Annotated in this window: 15 protein-coding genes; 10 read left to right on the forward strand and 5 right to left on the reverse strand. The window is 66.5% G+C overall.

Annotation, left to right across the window (positions count from 1 at the left end; genetic code table 11):
* The first annotated feature begins 4 nt into the window (after positions 1 to 4).
* Complete coding sequence (locus ABZX86_RS19295; RefSeq protein ID WP_355125208.1) at positions 5 to 787, forward strand: enoyl-CoA hydratase-related protein; 783 nt, start codon at positions 5 to 7, stop codon at positions 785 to 787.
* Positions 788 to 806: 19 nt separating this feature from the next.
* Here the strand turns inward: ABZX86_RS19295 and ABZX86_RS19300 are convergent, their stop codons facing one another.
* Positions 807 to 1,628 carry an alpha/beta hydrolase gene (locus ABZX86_RS19300; protein ID WP_355125210.1) on the reverse strand — a complete coding sequence of 274 codons (822 nt, stop codon included), beginning with the start codon at positions 1,626 to 1,628 and terminating at the stop codon, positions 807 to 809.
* A gap of 154 nt (positions 1,629 to 1,782) precedes the next feature.
* Here ABZX86_RS19300 and ABZX86_RS19305 point away from each other — a divergent pair, with 154 nt between their 5' ends.
* A complete protein-coding gene (locus ABZX86_RS19305; protein ID WP_355125212.1) occupies positions 1,783 to 2,775 on the forward strand; it encodes an acryloyl-CoA reductase in 993 nt (330 codons plus the stop codon).
* Here the strand turns inward: ABZX86_RS19305 and ABZX86_RS19310 are convergent.
* Complete coding sequence (locus ABZX86_RS19310) at positions 2,772 to 3,473, reverse strand: endonuclease/exonuclease/phosphatase family protein (RefSeq protein WP_355125214.1); 702 nt, start codon at positions 3,471 to 3,473, stop codon at positions 2,772 to 2,774. The two genes, ABZX86_RS19305 and ABZX86_RS19310, sit on opposite strands and share 4 nt — an antisense overlap.
* 103 nt (positions 3,474 to 3,576) lie before the next feature.
* The gene (gene lon / locus ABZX86_RS19315) at positions 3,577 to 6,045 is read right to left on the reverse strand and encodes an endopeptidase La (RefSeq protein WP_355125216.1); all 2,469 of its coding nucleotides are present in this window, start codon (positions 6,043 to 6,045) and stop codon (positions 3,577 to 3,579) included.
* Between the two features lie 167 nt (positions 6,046 to 6,212).
* Between lon and ABZX86_RS19320 the strand changes: the two genes are divergently transcribed.
* The 3 genes from ABZX86_RS19320 (at position 6,213) to ABZX86_RS19330 (ending at position 8,648) form a co-directional block, all read left to right on the forward strand.
* Complete coding sequence (locus ABZX86_RS19320) at positions 6,213 to 6,680, forward strand: MarR family transcriptional regulator (protein ID WP_355125218.1); 468 nt, start codon at positions 6,213 to 6,215, stop codon at positions 6,678 to 6,680.
* A gap of 96 nt (positions 6,681 to 6,776) precedes the next feature.
* A complete protein-coding gene (locus ABZX86_RS19325) occupies positions 6,777 to 8,087 on the forward strand; it encodes an NAD(P)/FAD-dependent oxidoreductase (protein WP_355125220.1) in 1,311 nt (436 codons plus the stop codon).
* Between the two features lie 96 nt (positions 8,088 to 8,183).
* On the forward strand, positions 8,184 to 8,648 hold the full coding sequence (locus ABZX86_RS19330) for a hypothetical protein (protein ID WP_355125222.1): 465 nt from the start codon (positions 8,184 to 8,186) through the stop codon (positions 8,646 to 8,648).
* A 19-nt stretch (positions 8,649 to 8,667) separates the two neighbouring features.
* Here ABZX86_RS19330 and ABZX86_RS19335 read toward each other — a convergent pair whose 3' ends face one another.
* Positions 8,668 to 9,138: a MarR family transcriptional regulator gene (locus ABZX86_RS19335; protein WP_355125846.1), complete on the reverse strand. Its 471-nt coding sequence runs from the start codon at positions 9,136 to 9,138 to the stop codon at positions 8,668 to 8,670.
* Positions 9,139 to 9,269: 131 nt separating this feature from the next.
* Between ABZX86_RS19335 and ABZX86_RS19340 the strand changes: the two genes are divergently transcribed.
* The 4 genes from ABZX86_RS19340 to ABZX86_RS19355 all read left to right on the forward strand — a co-directional run bounded on the left by ABZX86_RS19340 (position 9,270) and on the right by ABZX86_RS19355 (position 12,721).
* A complete protein-coding gene (locus ABZX86_RS19340) occupies positions 9,270 to 10,118 on the forward strand; it encodes an alpha/beta hydrolase (RefSeq protein WP_355125223.1) in 849 nt (282 codons plus the stop codon).
* Complete coding sequence (locus ABZX86_RS19345; RefSeq protein WP_355125225.1) at positions 10,118 to 10,690, forward strand: WHG domain-containing protein; 573 nt, start codon at positions 10,118 to 10,120, stop codon at positions 10,688 to 10,690. Before ABZX86_RS19340 ends, ABZX86_RS19345 begins: the two co-directional genes overlap by 1 nt.
* Before the next feature lie 78 nt (positions 10,691 to 10,768).
* Positions 10,769 to 11,620: an alpha/beta hydrolase gene (locus ABZX86_RS19350; protein ID WP_355125227.1), complete on the forward strand. Its 852-nt coding sequence runs from the start codon at positions 10,769 to 10,771 to the stop codon at positions 11,618 to 11,620.
* A 93-nt stretch (positions 11,621 to 11,713) separates the two neighbouring features.
* Positions 11,714 to 12,721 carry a zinc-binding dehydrogenase gene (locus ABZX86_RS19355; RefSeq protein ID WP_355125229.1) on the forward strand — a complete coding sequence of 336 codons (1,008 nt, stop codon included), beginning with the start codon at positions 11,714 to 11,716 and terminating at the stop codon, positions 12,719 to 12,721.
* 1 nt (position 12,722) lies between these two features.
* On the opposite strand, the gene ABZX86_RS19360 is transcribed toward ABZX86_RS19355, so the two are convergent.
* The gene (locus ABZX86_RS19360) at positions 12,723 to 13,787 is read right to left on the reverse strand and encodes a metallophosphoesterase (protein WP_355125231.1); all 1,065 of its coding nucleotides are present in this window, start codon (positions 13,785 to 13,787) and stop codon (positions 12,723 to 12,725) included.
* A 174-nt stretch (positions 13,788 to 13,961) separates the two neighbouring features.
* Between ABZX86_RS19360 and ABZX86_RS19365 the strand changes: the two genes are divergently transcribed.
* Positions 13,962 to 15,317, forward strand: a complete 1,356-nt coding sequence (locus ABZX86_RS19365) for a hypothetical protein (RefSeq protein WP_355125233.1) — start codon at positions 13,962 to 13,964, stop codon at positions 15,315 to 15,317.
* The last annotated feature ends 111 nt before the right edge of the window (positions 15,318 to 15,428 follow it).

A 15,428-nucleotide genomic window follows, 5' to 3' on the forward strand; every position in this document is an offset into this window, starting at 1 on the left:
ATCGATGAGCAATTACGAGAACATCAGCTTCGAGCACAATGGCCCGATCGCCCGCATTACGCTGAACCGGCCGAAGGCCGCGAACGGCATCGACCAGGCGCTCGCCGACGAATTGGCACAGGCCGCCCTGTACTGCTCGGAGGATCCCGCCATCAAGGTGGTGGTACTCACCGGCGCCGGGAAGTTCTTCTCCGCGGGCGGCGATCTGCGGGCCATGGCGGGCAGCGACGACACCGGTGCGTTCATCGCCAAGCTGGCGGGCACACTGCACGAGGCGGTGTCCTCCCTGGCCCGCATGGACGCCCTGCTGATCGTCGCCGTGAACGGCACCGCGGCGGGCGCCGGCTTCAGTCTCGCGGTGGCCGGTGATCTGGTGGTCGCGAGCGAATCGGCCTCGTTCACCATGGCGTACACCAAGGTCGGACTGAGTCCGGACGGCGGCGCGTCCTACTACCTGCCGCGCCTGATCGGCGTGCGCCGCACCCAGGACCTCATGCTCACCAACCGCGTGCTCAGCGCCGCCGAGGCGCTCGATTGGGGGCTGCTGCACCAGGTGGTGCCGGACGCGGATCTCGCCGACACCGTGGAGCAGCTGGCCCAGCAGTTCGCACAGGGGCCGAAGGGTTCCAATGCGAATGTGAAGAAGCTGCTGCTGGTCTCGTCGCAGCACACCCTCGAGGAGCAGCTGGCCACCGAGGCCAATTTCATTACGCACGCGGCCGAATCAGCCGACGGAGCCGAGGGCATTGCCGCGTTCCTCGGTAAGCGTTCGCCGAAATTCGCCTGAGGAACGCGGCTTTCGCCGATCACTGCTCGATGAACTCGAGGATGTCGGAGTTCACCTGCGCCGCATGCGAAATGTAGAGGCCGTGCCCTGCTGTCGGGTACTCCTTGAGCACCGCATGCGGCGCGAGCTTGATCGCCTGGTAGCTGCTGACCTCGATCGGGATCGACTGATCGACCAGTCCGTGCAGCAGCAGGAACGGGATGGTCAGGCAGGCGACATCCGGCCGGTGATCGGAGGCCAGCAGGTCCCGTTGCACCTGACGGGTGGCATACGGGGAGGCCGACAGGCAGCGCTGTACCTCGAAGTCGATGACGGCCGCGGAGACATTGTTGCCGAGGTGGGTGGCGAAGTAGCCCTGGGCCCGGGCGGCGAACCACTTCGGGCGGTCGGCGTCCAGCTCCGCCATCGACGCCTCGAGCAGCTCGGGCGGTACGCCCGCCGGGTTGTCCTCGGTCTGCGTCATAAAGGGAATCGCGGGGGCCAGCAGGGCAATTCGCGATACCCGGCGCTCACCGTGCCTGGCCAGATAGCGCACCAGCTCGGCGCCGCCGGCCGAGTGACCGACCAGGGTGACATCGGTCAGGTCCAGGTGCTCGATGAGTGCGGCGATATCGTCGGCGCGGGTGTCGACGTCGTAGCCACCGGACGGGCGATCCGAGCGGCCGTGGCCGCGGCGGTCCAGCAGAATGCAGCGGTAGCCGTGCTGGACGAGGAACGGCACCTGGTATTCCCACATATCCGCATTGAGGACCCAGCCGGCGGCGAAGACGATCGGCGCGCCGGTGCCGTAATCCTCGTAGGCGAGGGTGGTGCCGTCGGTGGTGGTCTGGAAGTAAGGCATATCTGCTGCGCTCCTTGGGCTTTCGCTCTCTGCCTGTTGCTTGCTGAGATCAACGATGCTCCGCTGCGGGAACGAAAGCGATTACGCGCGAGGTAAAGTCGCCGATTATTGCGGGAAGATCGCCCTGACCAGCGCCGGAGCCTATGCTCGGACCATGGAGTTCCAGGCGATGGTGGCACACAAGACGGACAGCGGGATCTCACTGCTCCGCGAGACGGTCGGCGACGACTTCCTCGGGCCGGGGGACGTGACGATCAAGGTGCACTTCACGAGTGCCAACTACAAGGACGGACTGGCCATCACCCCCGGTGGGGGCGTGGTGCGCGATTATCCGATCGTCCCGGGCATCGATATCACCGGTGAGGTTTTCGCCTCCGGCAGCCCCGAATTCGCGGTCGGCGACCTGGTGGTCGCACACGGCTACGAGATCGGCACCGCCCGCAACGGCGGCTTCGCCGAATACGCGCGGGTGCCCGCCGAATGGGTCGTGAAACTCGACGGTCTCACCCCGCGCGAGGCGGCGACCCTGGGCACCGCCGGATTCACCGCCGCCCTGAGCGTGCAGGCGCTGCTCGACCACGGTCTCACCCCCGAAAGCGGTCCGGTGCTGGTCACCGGGGCGACAGGCGGTGTCGGCAGCGTGGCCGTCGATATTCTGAGCGGGCTCGGCTTCGAGGTCATCGCCTCCACCGGCAAGATCGGGGCGACGGAACTGCTCAACGCACTCGGTGCGAAGTCCGTGGTCGGGCGGCTGCCCGCCGAGGGCGAAAAGCTGCGCCCGCTCGGTAAGGCACAGTGGGCCGCCGCAGTGGACAGTGTCGGCGGATCCTCGCTCGCGCATATTCTCTCGGCCGTGAAATACGGTGGCGCGGTGGCGGTTTCCGGCCTCACCGGCGGCAGCGACCTGCCCACCACGGTACTGCCCTTCATTCTGCGCGGCGTCTCGCTGCTCGGCATCGACTCCGTGCAGCTGCCGATCTCGATCCGCCGCGAATTGTGGGCGCGGCTCGCCAAAGACCTGAAGCCCCAGCACCTTTCGCTGCTGGAAAACTATGCCCCGATCACCGAGGCCGAAGCGGTCCTGCACTCCGTGCTGGAGGGCACCCACTCCGGGCGCACCGTGCTCGGCGTCGCGGGCGAGTTCTAACCGACGATCGCTCGCACGAGGTTGTGGTCGGAGGTACCGGCCACATCCTCGACGACCGCATCGTGGGCGGCGATGCCGCGGACCACCACGTGATCGATGAACTGGGATTTAGCGCCGTCGGTGCGCGGCCGCGTGGGCTCGGAGTCCGGCGCGAGGCCGGCGACGGTGAATGCCGCACCGAGCGCGGCGCCCACCGTCGCCCGGTCGGCATTGAAATCGCCCAGCAGCACGGCCGGTGCGGTGGCCGCCAGCGCGGCCAGATCGGCGAACTGCCCGTCGCGGCGGAAATCGCCCGTCACGTGGGTCGCGACCACGAGCACCCCCTCCACCTCGACCGCGAGCGCACCCTTACCCGGATCGGTCGCGAAGGACGCGGCGGCGACCTCCTTACCCGGGCCGTCGACGATGAGTACGAGGTACTCGGCGCGCTCGGCGAGCACCGACGCGATGCGGCGCGGATTCGGTATCCGCGGATAGCGGAGGGTATGAAAAGTACTGGTGGGCAGAGCCGCCCGTAGGCTCGCCAGCTGATCGCCACTGACCTCCTGCAATGCGATGACCCTTTCGGATCGCCGGGCCACCACGCCGGTGACAGCGGCGATTCGATCGGCCTCCACCGGCCACTGCGCGGCAATCTCGTTGGCGTAGTTGTCGGCGTGGACCCTGTGCAGCACATTCCAGGTAGCTACAGTGATCATGAATAGTCACGTTACCGAGATACGAACGGACCGTGCGAGTTTCGTTTCACATGAAACACGCACGGTCCGTCGGTTATGCGGTTGAACTATGAGGCCAGGCCGGTCAGGCCGTGGCGCTCAGCGACCTGCCGTCCAGGGCCGGCTCGAGCACCGGTTCGATGGCGTAGGCCAGGATGTCTGCCACGTCGGCGACGGGACGGACGTCCAGGGCGGCCAGCACCTCGGCGGGGACTTCGTCGAGGTCCGGCTCATTGCGTGCCGGGATGAAGACGGTCTTCAAACCGGCACGCTGGGCGGCGAGCAGCTTCTGCTTCACGCCGCCGATGGGCAGCACCCGGCCGTTCAGGGTGACCTCACCGGTCATGCCGACGTCCGAACGGACCTGCCGGCCCAGGGCCAGCGACACCAGGGCGGTGACCATGGTGACACCCGCGGAGGGACCGTCCTTCGGGACCGCGCCCGCCGGGAAGTGGATGTGGATATTGCGATCCAGCATCTTCGGCTCGATGCCGATCTCCTCCAGGTGGGAGCGGACGTAGGTCAGGGCGATCTGCGCGGACTCCTTCATGACGTCACCCAGCTGACCGGTCAGGGTGAGCGAGCGCTCGCCCTCGGCGGCATTGGCCTCGATGTAGAGGACATCGCCACCGGCGCCGGTCACGGCCAGACCCGTTGCCACACCGGGGACCGCGGTGCGTTCCACCCCGTCGGGGGTGAAGCGCGGACGGCCCAGGTACTCCTTCAGGTCATCGAGTCCGATCACCAGCGGCGCGGGGCCACTGTCGTAACCGAGCTCGGAACCGTAGCCCAAATCTGCTGTGAGCCCATCGTTCTCGCTGAGCGACTTCGCGTCGGGCACGAAATCTCCGGCGATGACGATGCTTTCGGGAGCGTTCAGGTCAGCCGACTCCGACAGCTTGGTCGCCGCCTTGCGCAGCGCCTTGGCGATCAGCCGCTCCATCTGCCGCACACCGGCTTCCCGGGTGTAGTTGGCGGCGACCTCACGCAGCGCCTCGTTCGTGATCACGACCTCCTCGCCGGTCAGAGCATTGCGCTCCAGCTGACGCGGGATCAGGAAGTCACGGGCGATGGCCACCTTGTCGTCCTCGGTGTAACCGTCGACGGTGATGATCTCCATGCGGTCCAGCAGCGGTCCGGGAATGGTGTCCATGACATTCGCGGTCGCGATGAACAGCACATCGGACAGGTCGAGATCCAGATCCAGGTAGTGATCGCGGAAGGTGTGGTTCTGCGCGGGGTCCAGGACCTCGAGCAGTGCCGCCGCCGGATCACCGCGGAAATCGGAGCCGACCTTGTCGATCTCGTCCAGCAGGACAACGGGATTCATCGAACCCGCCTCCTTCATGGCCCGGACGATGCGACCCGGCAGCGCGCCGACGTAGGTGCGCCGGTGACCGCGGATCTCGGCCTCGTCGCGCACGCCGCCCAGGGCGACCCGGACGAACTTGCGGCCCAGGGCCCGCGCCACGGACTCACCCAGCGAGGTCTTACCCACACCGGGCGGGCCGACCAGCACCAGCACCGCGCCGGAACCGCGACCGCCCACGACCTCCAGGCCGCGCGCGGCCCGGCGGGCGCGCACCGCCAGGTACTCGACCATGCGGTCCTTGACCTCGTCCAGGCCGTGGTGATCGGCGTCCAGCACCGCGCGGGCCGCCGAGACATCGGTGCTGTCAGCGGTTTTCACGCTGAACGGCAGCTCCAGGACGGTGTCCAGCCAGGTCCGGATCCAACCCGATTCGGGGCTCTGATCGCTGGAACGCTCCAGGCGATCCACCTCGCGCAGCGCGGCCTCACGGATATTGTCCGGCAGGTCGGCGGTCTCCACACGGGTGCGGTAGTCGTCCGCGCCGTCGGGCTCACCCTCGCCCAGCTCCTTGCGAATCGCATTGAGCTGCTGGCGAAGCAGGAATTCGCGCTGGCTCTTCTCGACGCCCTCGCGCACTTCCTCGCTGATCTTCTCGCTGACCTCGGTCTCCGCGATATGCGTCTTGGTCCAGCCGATCAGCTTGGTCAAACGTGTTGCGGTATCGAGGGTCTCGAGCAGTTCGCGCTTGTCCTCATTGGTCAGGTAGGTCGCCCAGCCGGCCGCATCGGCAATGGCCGACGGATCGTTCAGCTGATTGACGGCGTCGATGACCTGCCACGCCTCACGGCGCTGCAGCACGGCGACGACGAGCTTCTTGTATTCGGCGGCAAGCTCTTTGGTGCGGCCATCGGCCTCGGGGAGCTCGACCGGCTCGGCCTCGACCCAGAGCGCCGCGCCCGGACCGGTCACGCCGTGCCCGATCTTCGCGCGCCCCTCGGCCTTCAGCACCGCGGCGGGTGCGCCGCCGCGCATGCGGCCGACCTGTTCGATGGTGGCGACCACGCCGTAGGTGGCGTAGCCCTCGTCCAGGCGCGGCGCGACCAGCACCTGGTTGACCTTGCCCGCCCGCGCGGCATCGATGGCGGCCTGTGCGGACTCGTCCAGCTCGATCGGAACGACCATGCCGGGCAGCACGATCGGATCGGTCAGGAACAGGACCGGCAGGTTCTGTGAATCAGTCACGTCTTCGACCCTTCCAAGATTGAGCGTCTATCACTCAACTCAGGTTGAGCGTTACCTTGTCAACCTCACTACCCCTGGACTAATTCCGCACGCCCGTTCACCCCCAGCGAACGGTCGTTGTATCTTGATTGTCAAGGTAAATTCAAACCAACAGGGAGCTCATCCGCATGTCCAGCGACATCGAGGCCCGGCTGGGAGCGGCCGTGCAGGCATATCAGGCATCGGTCGACGACTTCGACCGCGAGCTCGCCCGCCTGATGGGGGTGAACGAGACGGACCTGCGCTGCCTGGAAATCCTGATCAACGGGGAGGACGCGGCGCCGAGCACGCTCGCCGTCCGGCTCGGACTGACCAGCGGAAGCGTCACCACCATGCTGGATCGGCTGGAGAAGCTCGACTACCTCAGCCGGCATCCGCACCCCACCGACCGGCGCAAGACCCTGGTCCGGATCACACCGCGCGCGCTCGAACGCGCCCTCGGGCTGATGGCGCCCTTCCTCGACGACTCCCGCCACATCGTGGCGAAGTACACCCCCGAGCAGCTCGAGCTGATCATCGGCTTCCTCGACGCCAGCCGGACCACCCAGAACGAGCACGTCCAGCGGTTACGGGCCCTGTCCGATCAGAAAGCTTGACAATCAAGTGACTTGAAGTTCAAGATATATCTATTGGCGCGGTCGAGATCCCCGCCATCGATATTCGAGAGCTTCAGGTTTCAGGAGGTCGTCACCATGCACGTCATCATCATCGGAGCCGGTACCGGCGGTATGTGCCTGGCGCACGGCCTCCGTCAGGCGAACGTTTCCGTCGCGGTCTACGAGCGCTACGGTTCCCGCAGCGACGGGCTCTACGGCTACCGCGTCGGCTTGGACGCCACCGGCGGGCGGGCGCTCGAGCAGTGCCTGCCGCCGAAGCTGTACGAAACCTTCGTCGCCACCTGCGCCCGGGCACCGCGCTACTTCAATGTGCTGACCGAGAAGATGCGGACCACGGCCAGCATTGCGCTCGGCGAGGCCGGCGACGGGGAGCGTTCGGTCTCCCGCTCCACCCTGCGCCAGGTGCTGTTCACCGGTATGGACGATGTCGTGACGTACGGCAAGGTGTACACGCACTACACCCAGCATTCCAATGGCACAGTCACCGCACACTTTTCGGACGGGACCAGCGCCGAGGGCGATGTGCTCGTCTCGGCGGAGGGCACCCGCTCGGCCATCCGGCAGCAGTACCTGCCGCATGCGGAGATCAAGGACTCCGGCATTACCGCGCTGGCCACGAAAACCCCCCTGACACCCGAGATTCGGGAGATGCTCAGCACCGAATTCGAACAGGGCATCAACCTCATCTTCGGCAGGGGCGGCATGATGGGCATGCTGCACGTCATGGAGTTTCCCTGGGACGAGAACGGTAAGCCCAAGGCGGGCAAGGACGCTGGGCTCCTCGACGTCTGGGATGGCCTGCAGTACGACAACACTCGCGACTACGTGAACCTCTCGGTGTGGAGTGCGCACGACCACTTCCCCGAGGGCGTCACCGAATTGCGTGGCCGGGAACTCGTGCAGGCGGTGCTGAGCGCGACCACCGGCTGGGATCCCAAGCTGCGCCGCATGATCGAACTGTCCGATCCGAATGCCGCTTTCCCACTGCGGATTTCGACTTCGGTGCCGATCGACGCGTGGCAGCCGACCAATATCACGCTGCTCGGCGATGCCATTCACACCATGACGCCGGGTCAGGGCGTCGGCGCGAACACCGCGCTGCGCGATGCCGCACTGCTGTGCCGGAGGCTGGTCGCGGCGGCGCGCGGTGAGCAGGAGTTGATCGCCGCGATCGGCGAGTACGAGGCCGAGATCGTGCCCTACGGCTTCGCCCGGGTCGCCGATTCGCTCGACAACAATGGCACCAGCGCCGACGATCCGCTCTACAGCCCGATCATGGGCCGGTTCGCGCTCTTCGCCGCGCGCCGGTACTTCAGCCTGACCGCCAAGATCCCCGCCCTGCGCCGGAAATTCCTGGCCGACCTGCGGGACTACCGCGACGCGTGAACGGTGACGGGTGTGCCCGGGAATATTGTTTCCATGGACATAGTTTCTATGTACAGTAAATATCGGACGCACTTCCGTCACACCCAGGAGTCAGCCATGACCACCGCACCCACACTCACCGGCCAGGACATCGCCGAGGCCGAAGGGGCGGTCACCGCCCTGCTCGAGGCGACGCTCGCCGCCAACGGATTCAGCACCACCAGCAAGGAATACGCCGTGCTGCGCGCACTGGCGACGCGCGGGCCGGTCGCCGTACCGGCCGAATTCCACGCCTATCTGGCCGGGCAGCGGCAGCTCGGCATCGATGCGGCGGGCGCGGGCGCACTACTCGGCGGAATGGAAGCCAAGGGGTTCGTCGGCGGTGCCGCCGTGGACGGCCCGGGGCCGGTGGAGCTCACCGCCGCGGGGGCCGCCGAGCTGAAGACCCTGATGCAGACGGTCGGGCCGCTGACCCGGCCCATCTTCGGCGGATCCGATCCGGAGGAGCTTGCCACCGCGCATCGGGTGCTGGCTTCGGTCATCGAGCGGGCGAAGAAGCTCCGCGCGGGACAGGCGCTGTGAAAACGCCTTAACCACAAAGCTATTCGACACCCTCGGGCGCATCGAGGAGTTCCCGCAGCATGGCGGCGAGCTCCGCGGTGCGCCCGCTGTTGTTGCCGCCCAGGGGGGCGGTCAATCGATCCCGCAGGTTGTAGACGAGTTCTATTGTGCGCTGGGCAGTTTCGACGCCCGAGTCGGTCAGGGCCAGTTCCACCGCACGCGGGTCGGCGGTGCTGGCGGTGCGTGTGAGCAGGCCGAGCCGTTCGAGGGCGCGCACCAGTTTCGAGATGTAGACGGCGTCGAGACCGGTGAGATCGGCCAGTCGCCGCTGACTCGGGCGGGTGCCATCCCTGGTCAGGCCGTAGAGCGGGGCCAGCACCGAGTACTGGGCCTGGGTGAGTCCGTAGGGCGCGAGGGCGCGGTCGAGGGTGGCGCGCCAGCGGGTCGACAGCCGCCAGACCAGGTAGCCGACGTTCGCGCCCACTTCATCCTCGGTATCCGCGTTCTCCATGCCCGCCACGCCGGACAGTTTATATGGCAACTATCTGGCCTGGATCGATCGAAAATTGAGGGGTTGACGATGTTGGCTAAAGCAATTAGCTTTATGGCTATCGCAGTTAGCTTTAACGAGGAGAGAACAACATGACCGAGTACATCGACATCGACGGCGGCCGGATCGCTTACGACTCGATCGGCGAAGGGCCGCTGGTGGTGCTCTCGCACGGCATCGGCGACAGCCGCAAGGCCTTCCGCTTCCTGGCACCGCAGCTCGCGGCGGCCGGGTACCGGGTGGTCAGCGCGGATCTGCGCGGACACGGCGAATCGAGCATGGACTGGCCGTCCGAGACCGGTAAGGAAGCCATCAGCCGGACCGACGTGGCGAACGATCTGCTCGGCCTCGTCGCCGGACTGAACAGCGGGCCCGCGATCCTGGTGGGGCACTCCATCTCCGGCGGGGCCGTGACCATCGCGGCGGCGAAGTCGCCCGAGCTGGTGCGGGCCATTGTCGAGATCAACCCGTTCACCCTGGAGCAGAAGGTGAATATCGGTGCGCTGATCACCAATTCGCGGCACCGCCGCGGCATGGTCCCGCTCATGGGCACCATGATCTTCAAGAGCATCAACCAGTGGTTGAAGTACCTCGACGTGGCCTACCCGACCAAGCCCGCCGACTACGACCAGTACATGGCCGACCTCGCCGCCAAGCTGCGTGAGCCGGGCCGCATGGCCGAATTCATGAAGACCGGTAAGTCGACCCCGGCCGATGCGCAGGCGCAGCTGCCGAACGTGACCCAGCCGGCGCTGATCATCATGGGCACCGCCGATCCCGACTTCCCGAGCCCCGAGGCCGAGGGCAAGGCCGTCATCGCCGCACTGCCCGCCGGGCTGGGCAGCCTGGGCCTGATCGAGAACGGCGGCCACTACCCTCATGCACAGCTGGCTGATCAGACCGCAGCCCTGATCCTGCCCTTCCTGAAGGAGCATGCGTAGTGCCTAGAGTCGGGCTCAGCAAGACCGATGTCGTCGCGGCGGGCGCCGCGCTCGCCGACGACGTGGGTTTCGCGAACCTGGCGCTGAGTCCCCTCGCACAGCGGCTCGGCGTCCGGACGCCCTCGCTCTACAAGCACATCGACGGACTGGCGGATCTGCAGCACGGGGTCGCCGCGCTCGCCATGAACGAACTCGATCAGCGCGTCCGCGATGCCATGCACGGGCGCTCGGGCAGTGCGGCGCTCGCGGCCTTCGCGGACGCCTTCCGGCACTACGTGGTGGAACATCCCGGGCGCTACGCCGCCACCGTCGGCGCGGTCTTCACCGGGCCGGACGACCCACTGCTGCAATCGAGTTCCCGCGTCATGGAATCCATTCAGGTGGTGCTGCGCGGTTACGGCATTCCCGAATCCGAGATGGTGCACGCGGTGCGCACCCTGCGCTGCACCTTCCACGGGTTCGCCAGCCTGCAGGCCGCCGACGGATTCCAGTGGAGTGACGACGCCGAGGACAGCTTCGACTGGATGATCCGCTTCCTCGACCGCGGTTTCAGCGACGCGGCCGCGGATTGATCGGCTGAAAAGCATAGACAGCAGCGGTTTTCGGCGGACCATGAGTACATCACCGGCAGTGTGGCCACGGGGAGCATCATGGAAAACTTCGAGTTCGACGGTATTCGCATCGCCTACCTACAGCACGGCGACGAGGGACCAGCGGTGGTGTTCCTGCACAATGCGGGGTCCTCACATCTGATCTGGACACCGCAGATCACCGCTCTCGCAGGGCGATACCGGGTGTACGCGCTCGATCTGCCCGGCTACGGGAGCTCCGATCAGCCGGCCGACGGATTCACCCTGGAGCGGTACACCGAACTGGTGCGGCAATTCCTGCTCGCACATGAGCTCACCGACGTCGGCCTGGTCGGCAACTGCCTCGGTTCGGCCATCAGCCTCACCCTGGCGCGGCGCAATCCGGGACTGGTCCGCGCGGTCGTCGCGATCAATCCGCTGACCGAATCCACCGCCATGCACGGCGATCTGGGTGCACTGGCGCGCATCACCCGCGGCCTCCCCACCCTCGGCGCCCGCATCCTCGGCGGCTGGCACACCCCGAAGTGGTTCGCCCGCAGCACCATTCGCTCCTGGTTTTCCAGTGGCCGCGCCTATCGCGAATGCCCCTACGTCGCACCGCTCTCCGCCGGCTTCCCGGCCCGCGCCCTGGTCGGCCTGGTCCGCGACCTCTCCGCCTTCACCGCACTGGACCACTGGCCCGACCGCGATCAGCTCCCCCCGATCTGCACCATCTGGGGCACCGAGAACCGCATCCTCTCCGCCGCCGCCGGCCGCACCCTCAACGCCCAGCTCCGCCCCGACCGCGCCGAATGGCTGGACCGCTCCGGCCACGTCCCCATGCTCGAACGCGCCCCCGAGGTAACCGCCATAGTCACCGGCTTCTTCGCAGAAGCCTTCGCCCAACCCAACCCCCGAACAGCCCTCGCATAGACCAGGCGGGGCGCGGATTCGGTTGGGTGGCGGCAGGGCGCGGCCTAGCATGGCGGCGGGGCGGAATGTCCGATCCGATTGCCATAGGAGTCGATGAATATGTTGGCGGCGCGACTACATCTGGGACCTGACCGCAGGCTGGAATTGGATGAGGTGCCGGTGCCGGAACCCGGGGCCGATCATGTGCTGGTGAAGGTGGAGGCCGCCGGGGTTTGCCTGTCGGATGTGCATCTCATCGACGGGACGCTGTCGCCGCTGTTCTTGAAGGGCGATGTGGTGACGCTGGGGCACGAGGTCGCGGGGACCGTGCACCGGTTGGGGCCGGGGGTGACCGGCGCCAAGGTCGGGGATCGGGTGTTGTTGCAGGCGGGGGAGTTGCGCAATGGCGCGACCTTCACGCGCGGGGTGGATTACGACGGCGGGTGGGCGGAGTACACGCTCGCACGGGTCGACACGCTGGTGCCGATTCCGGATGAATTGCCGTTCGAGCAGGCGTGCTTCATTCCGGATGCGGTGTCCACGCCGTGGGCCGCCATTACCGCTACCGCCGAGGTGAAAGCCGGTGAGGCGGTGGGTGTCTGGGGTGTGGGCGGGCTGGGTGCGCACGGGGTGCAGTTGCTGCGCCTGGTCGGTGCGGCGCCCATTATCGCGATCGATCCGCTGCCGGCCGCGCGGGAACGGGCACTCGAATTCGGTGCGGATTTCGCCTTCGATCCGGCCGATCCCGAGCTGCGGCAGAAGATCTGGGCCGCCTCCGGGACCGGGCTCGCCGCCGCATTCGACTTCGCGGGAGTGGCCGCGGTGCGTGAGCAGGCGGCGATCTGCCTGGCGCCCAAGGGGCGGCTGGTGCTGGTCGGGCTGACCGATAAGCCGATCACCATTGCGCACGGGACGGCTTTCAGTTTCTTCCAGCAGCAGTTGCGCGGGCACTACGGTTCGGCGCCGGAGCACGTCACCGAACTGGTGAAACTGCAAGGGCTGCAGCGGGTCGACTTCTCCCGGTCGGTCAGCGCCGTGGTGCCGCTGGCCGATGCCGCCAAGGCCGTGCACGCGCTGGATGCCAAGGAGGGCAATCCGATTCGCATTGTGCTGAAGCCCTGAGTCAGGCCAGGCGGCGCTGGAAAGCGTTGGTGGGCTGGGCGGTTGACGGGTCGACGGTGTAGACCGTGAGGTCTGCCGAGGATTGGGTCAGGTTCAGGATCATGAAGCCGAGGTCGGTGAAATTCTCGTACAGCGACGGGGTGATCCTGGCCGGATCGGTGGCGTGCGCGCCGGAATTGGTTTTGGCCGCTGCGCCGGAACCGATCTGGCGGGTGCCCCTGGTGGCCACGGTGGGTTCCAGCACCTGCAGGCAGTGGTCGTGCCCGGAGAGCAAGAACTGGGCACGACCCAGCACGTGCGCCTCGAAGAAGTCCTTCACATGCGTCCCGTCGATGGGACTGATGTTCAAACCCTCGTACTGCCCGGCATTTCCGTGACTGCCATTGCTCAGATACGGGTGGTGGGTGCAGACGATCTTCCACTTGGCGGTGGATTCATCGAGCGCGCGGTCGAGCCAGGCGGCCTGCTCGGTCATGAACTGACCGTCCGCGGCCCAGTACGGCGCGAAGAGCGGCGGCAGGTATGCGGCAATGGGATTCAGGTCCAGCACGAAGAATTCGACGAGCGAACCGATCGGCACCGTGTAGTAGCGCGACGGCATGAACCAGCGCGGCGAGCGCGCGTGATAGGCGACCTCGTGATCACCGCGCAGCAGCCAGCCGCCGTCGCCGGGCAGGATCGAACTGTTGTCGTGGTTGCCCTGCACCATGATCCAGGGAAAGTCGAGATCGTGGTTGGGGTCCTCGAATTTCGCGCTGAACTGGGCGTCGTCATCGGACCACGGGCCCTGTTCGTAGACATTGTCGCCCAGGCCGAGCGCGAAGGAGAACGGCTGCTCGGCGTGCAGGGCGCGGGCGGCGTCGGCGACGGCCCACTGCGGCCGGGCGCCGGTGCCCGCATCGCCGGTGACGAGAATCCGCACTTCGGCGGTGTCGGGGAAGGGCAGTTTGGTGACGGTCGGCGCGGGCGCGGGTTCGGCCCAGCCCGGCCCGGCGGTCGCGGCTACCGTCGCAATGCCGGCGGCGGTTGCGGCACCGGTCAGAAAGCCGCGGCGGTCCACAGTCATCCAGCTCTCCTCAGCTACGTTTCTGGTCGACTGACCAGTATTCCTGGTCTCCGAAAACTCCGCACAATATGACACGTTCGCCAAGGCCATCGACCTTTTGACAGCACCCTTCGCCGATGAGAGTGTTGGTTGTCCGTTATCTCACAATCTGCTCGGCCACAGGGGGACGCCACAATGACGACATTGGCCTCGGGTGCTTTCATCGACTGGGAGCAGCTGATCGGCCAGCCGAAACTCGTCGTCGATCTGGTGAGTTTCCCGATCTTCAGCGCCATCGCCGGTTGGCTGACCAACTGGACCGGCGTCCTGATGTTGTTCTGGCCGCTGTACTTTCGCGGATTCCGCGTCCCGGGCCTGGACATCCTCTACCCGTATCTGCCGCGCCGCGTCCAGGTGCTGCCCACCTTCTCCGGCGATGGAAAACAGCTCGGCTTCCAAGGCTTCATTCCCGCGCGCGCCGAAAAGATGGCGAGCATTTGTGTCGATGTCGCCATTATGCGAATCGGCAGTCCCAAGGACTTCATCCACGAACTCGATCTGGACGGTATTTCCGACTACATCGCGGATGTCGGACGCAAACAGGTGCCGGCCATGGTCAACGAGATCATGAAAAGGGAGAACCCGGATCTGTGGGGCGCGGTGCCCGGGGCGGTCCGCAATGTGCTCTACCAGCGGGTGGAGCGCGAACTGCCGACGCTGGCCCGGCGCGCCTTCGAGGAGCTCGGCGACAATGTCGATCAGCTCATCGATATCAAGGGCTTCGTCATCGGGTATCTGCGGGAGAACCCGCACATTCTGAAGGACCTCACCACCACCATCGCCGCGCCCGAGCTCAAGTTCATGGTGCGCATCGGCCTGCTCGGCGCGCCGTTCGGTCTGCTGCTGGCGCTGTATATGCATGTGCACCAGAGCATTCCGGTGATCGGGTGGATTCCGAACTGGGCGGTCATCTTGACCGCCGCGGCCGCCATCGGCGTGACCGTGAACGTCATCGCCGTCAAAATGGTGTTCGAGCCCGGCGATCCGCAGCCGCGCTACAAGTACCTGTGGAAGCAGGCGCTGCTGGCCAAGCGGCAGCCGGAGGCCGCGGCCGATCTCGCACATCTGCTCGCCTACCAGGTGCTCACGCTGCCGAACCTGGCCAAGGAGCTGCTTGACGGCACCAATGGCGACAAGACCCGGCAGCTGCTGGAGCGGCTCATCTCCGCCGAGATCCACCGCCAGCTCGGTCCCACCCACACCTTCGTCCGAACCGTCTTCGGCGCACGGCAATTCGACAATCTGACCATCGGCGCGGCGGACGCGGCGGCGGGACTCGCCCCGACCCTGGTCGAGGACGAGGAATTCGCGGCCACCCAGGCCAAGAAGATCGACGAATTCGCCGCCCGCAAGCTCAAACAACTCACACCCGGCGAGTTCATGGAGATGTTCTACGCCTCGGTGGAACAGGACGCCTGGCTGCTCTACCTGCACGGCGCCCTGCTGGGCCTGGGTGTCGGCGCGGTGCACCTGGTGATTTTCGGCTGGTAGGAGCGCCTCGGCAAATACAAGCACGCACGCTTGCATTTTTTCCACCGCGCTGCGATGCTGACCGGCGACGGCATCCGCCATCGGCGTGCATGCCTGTTCCACTCTGCGACA

It is taken from the genome of Nocardia sp. NPDC006630, assembly GCF_040611495.1.
Classification (GTDB): Bacteria; Actinomycetota; Actinomycetes; order Mycobacteriales; family Mycobacteriaceae; genus Nocardia.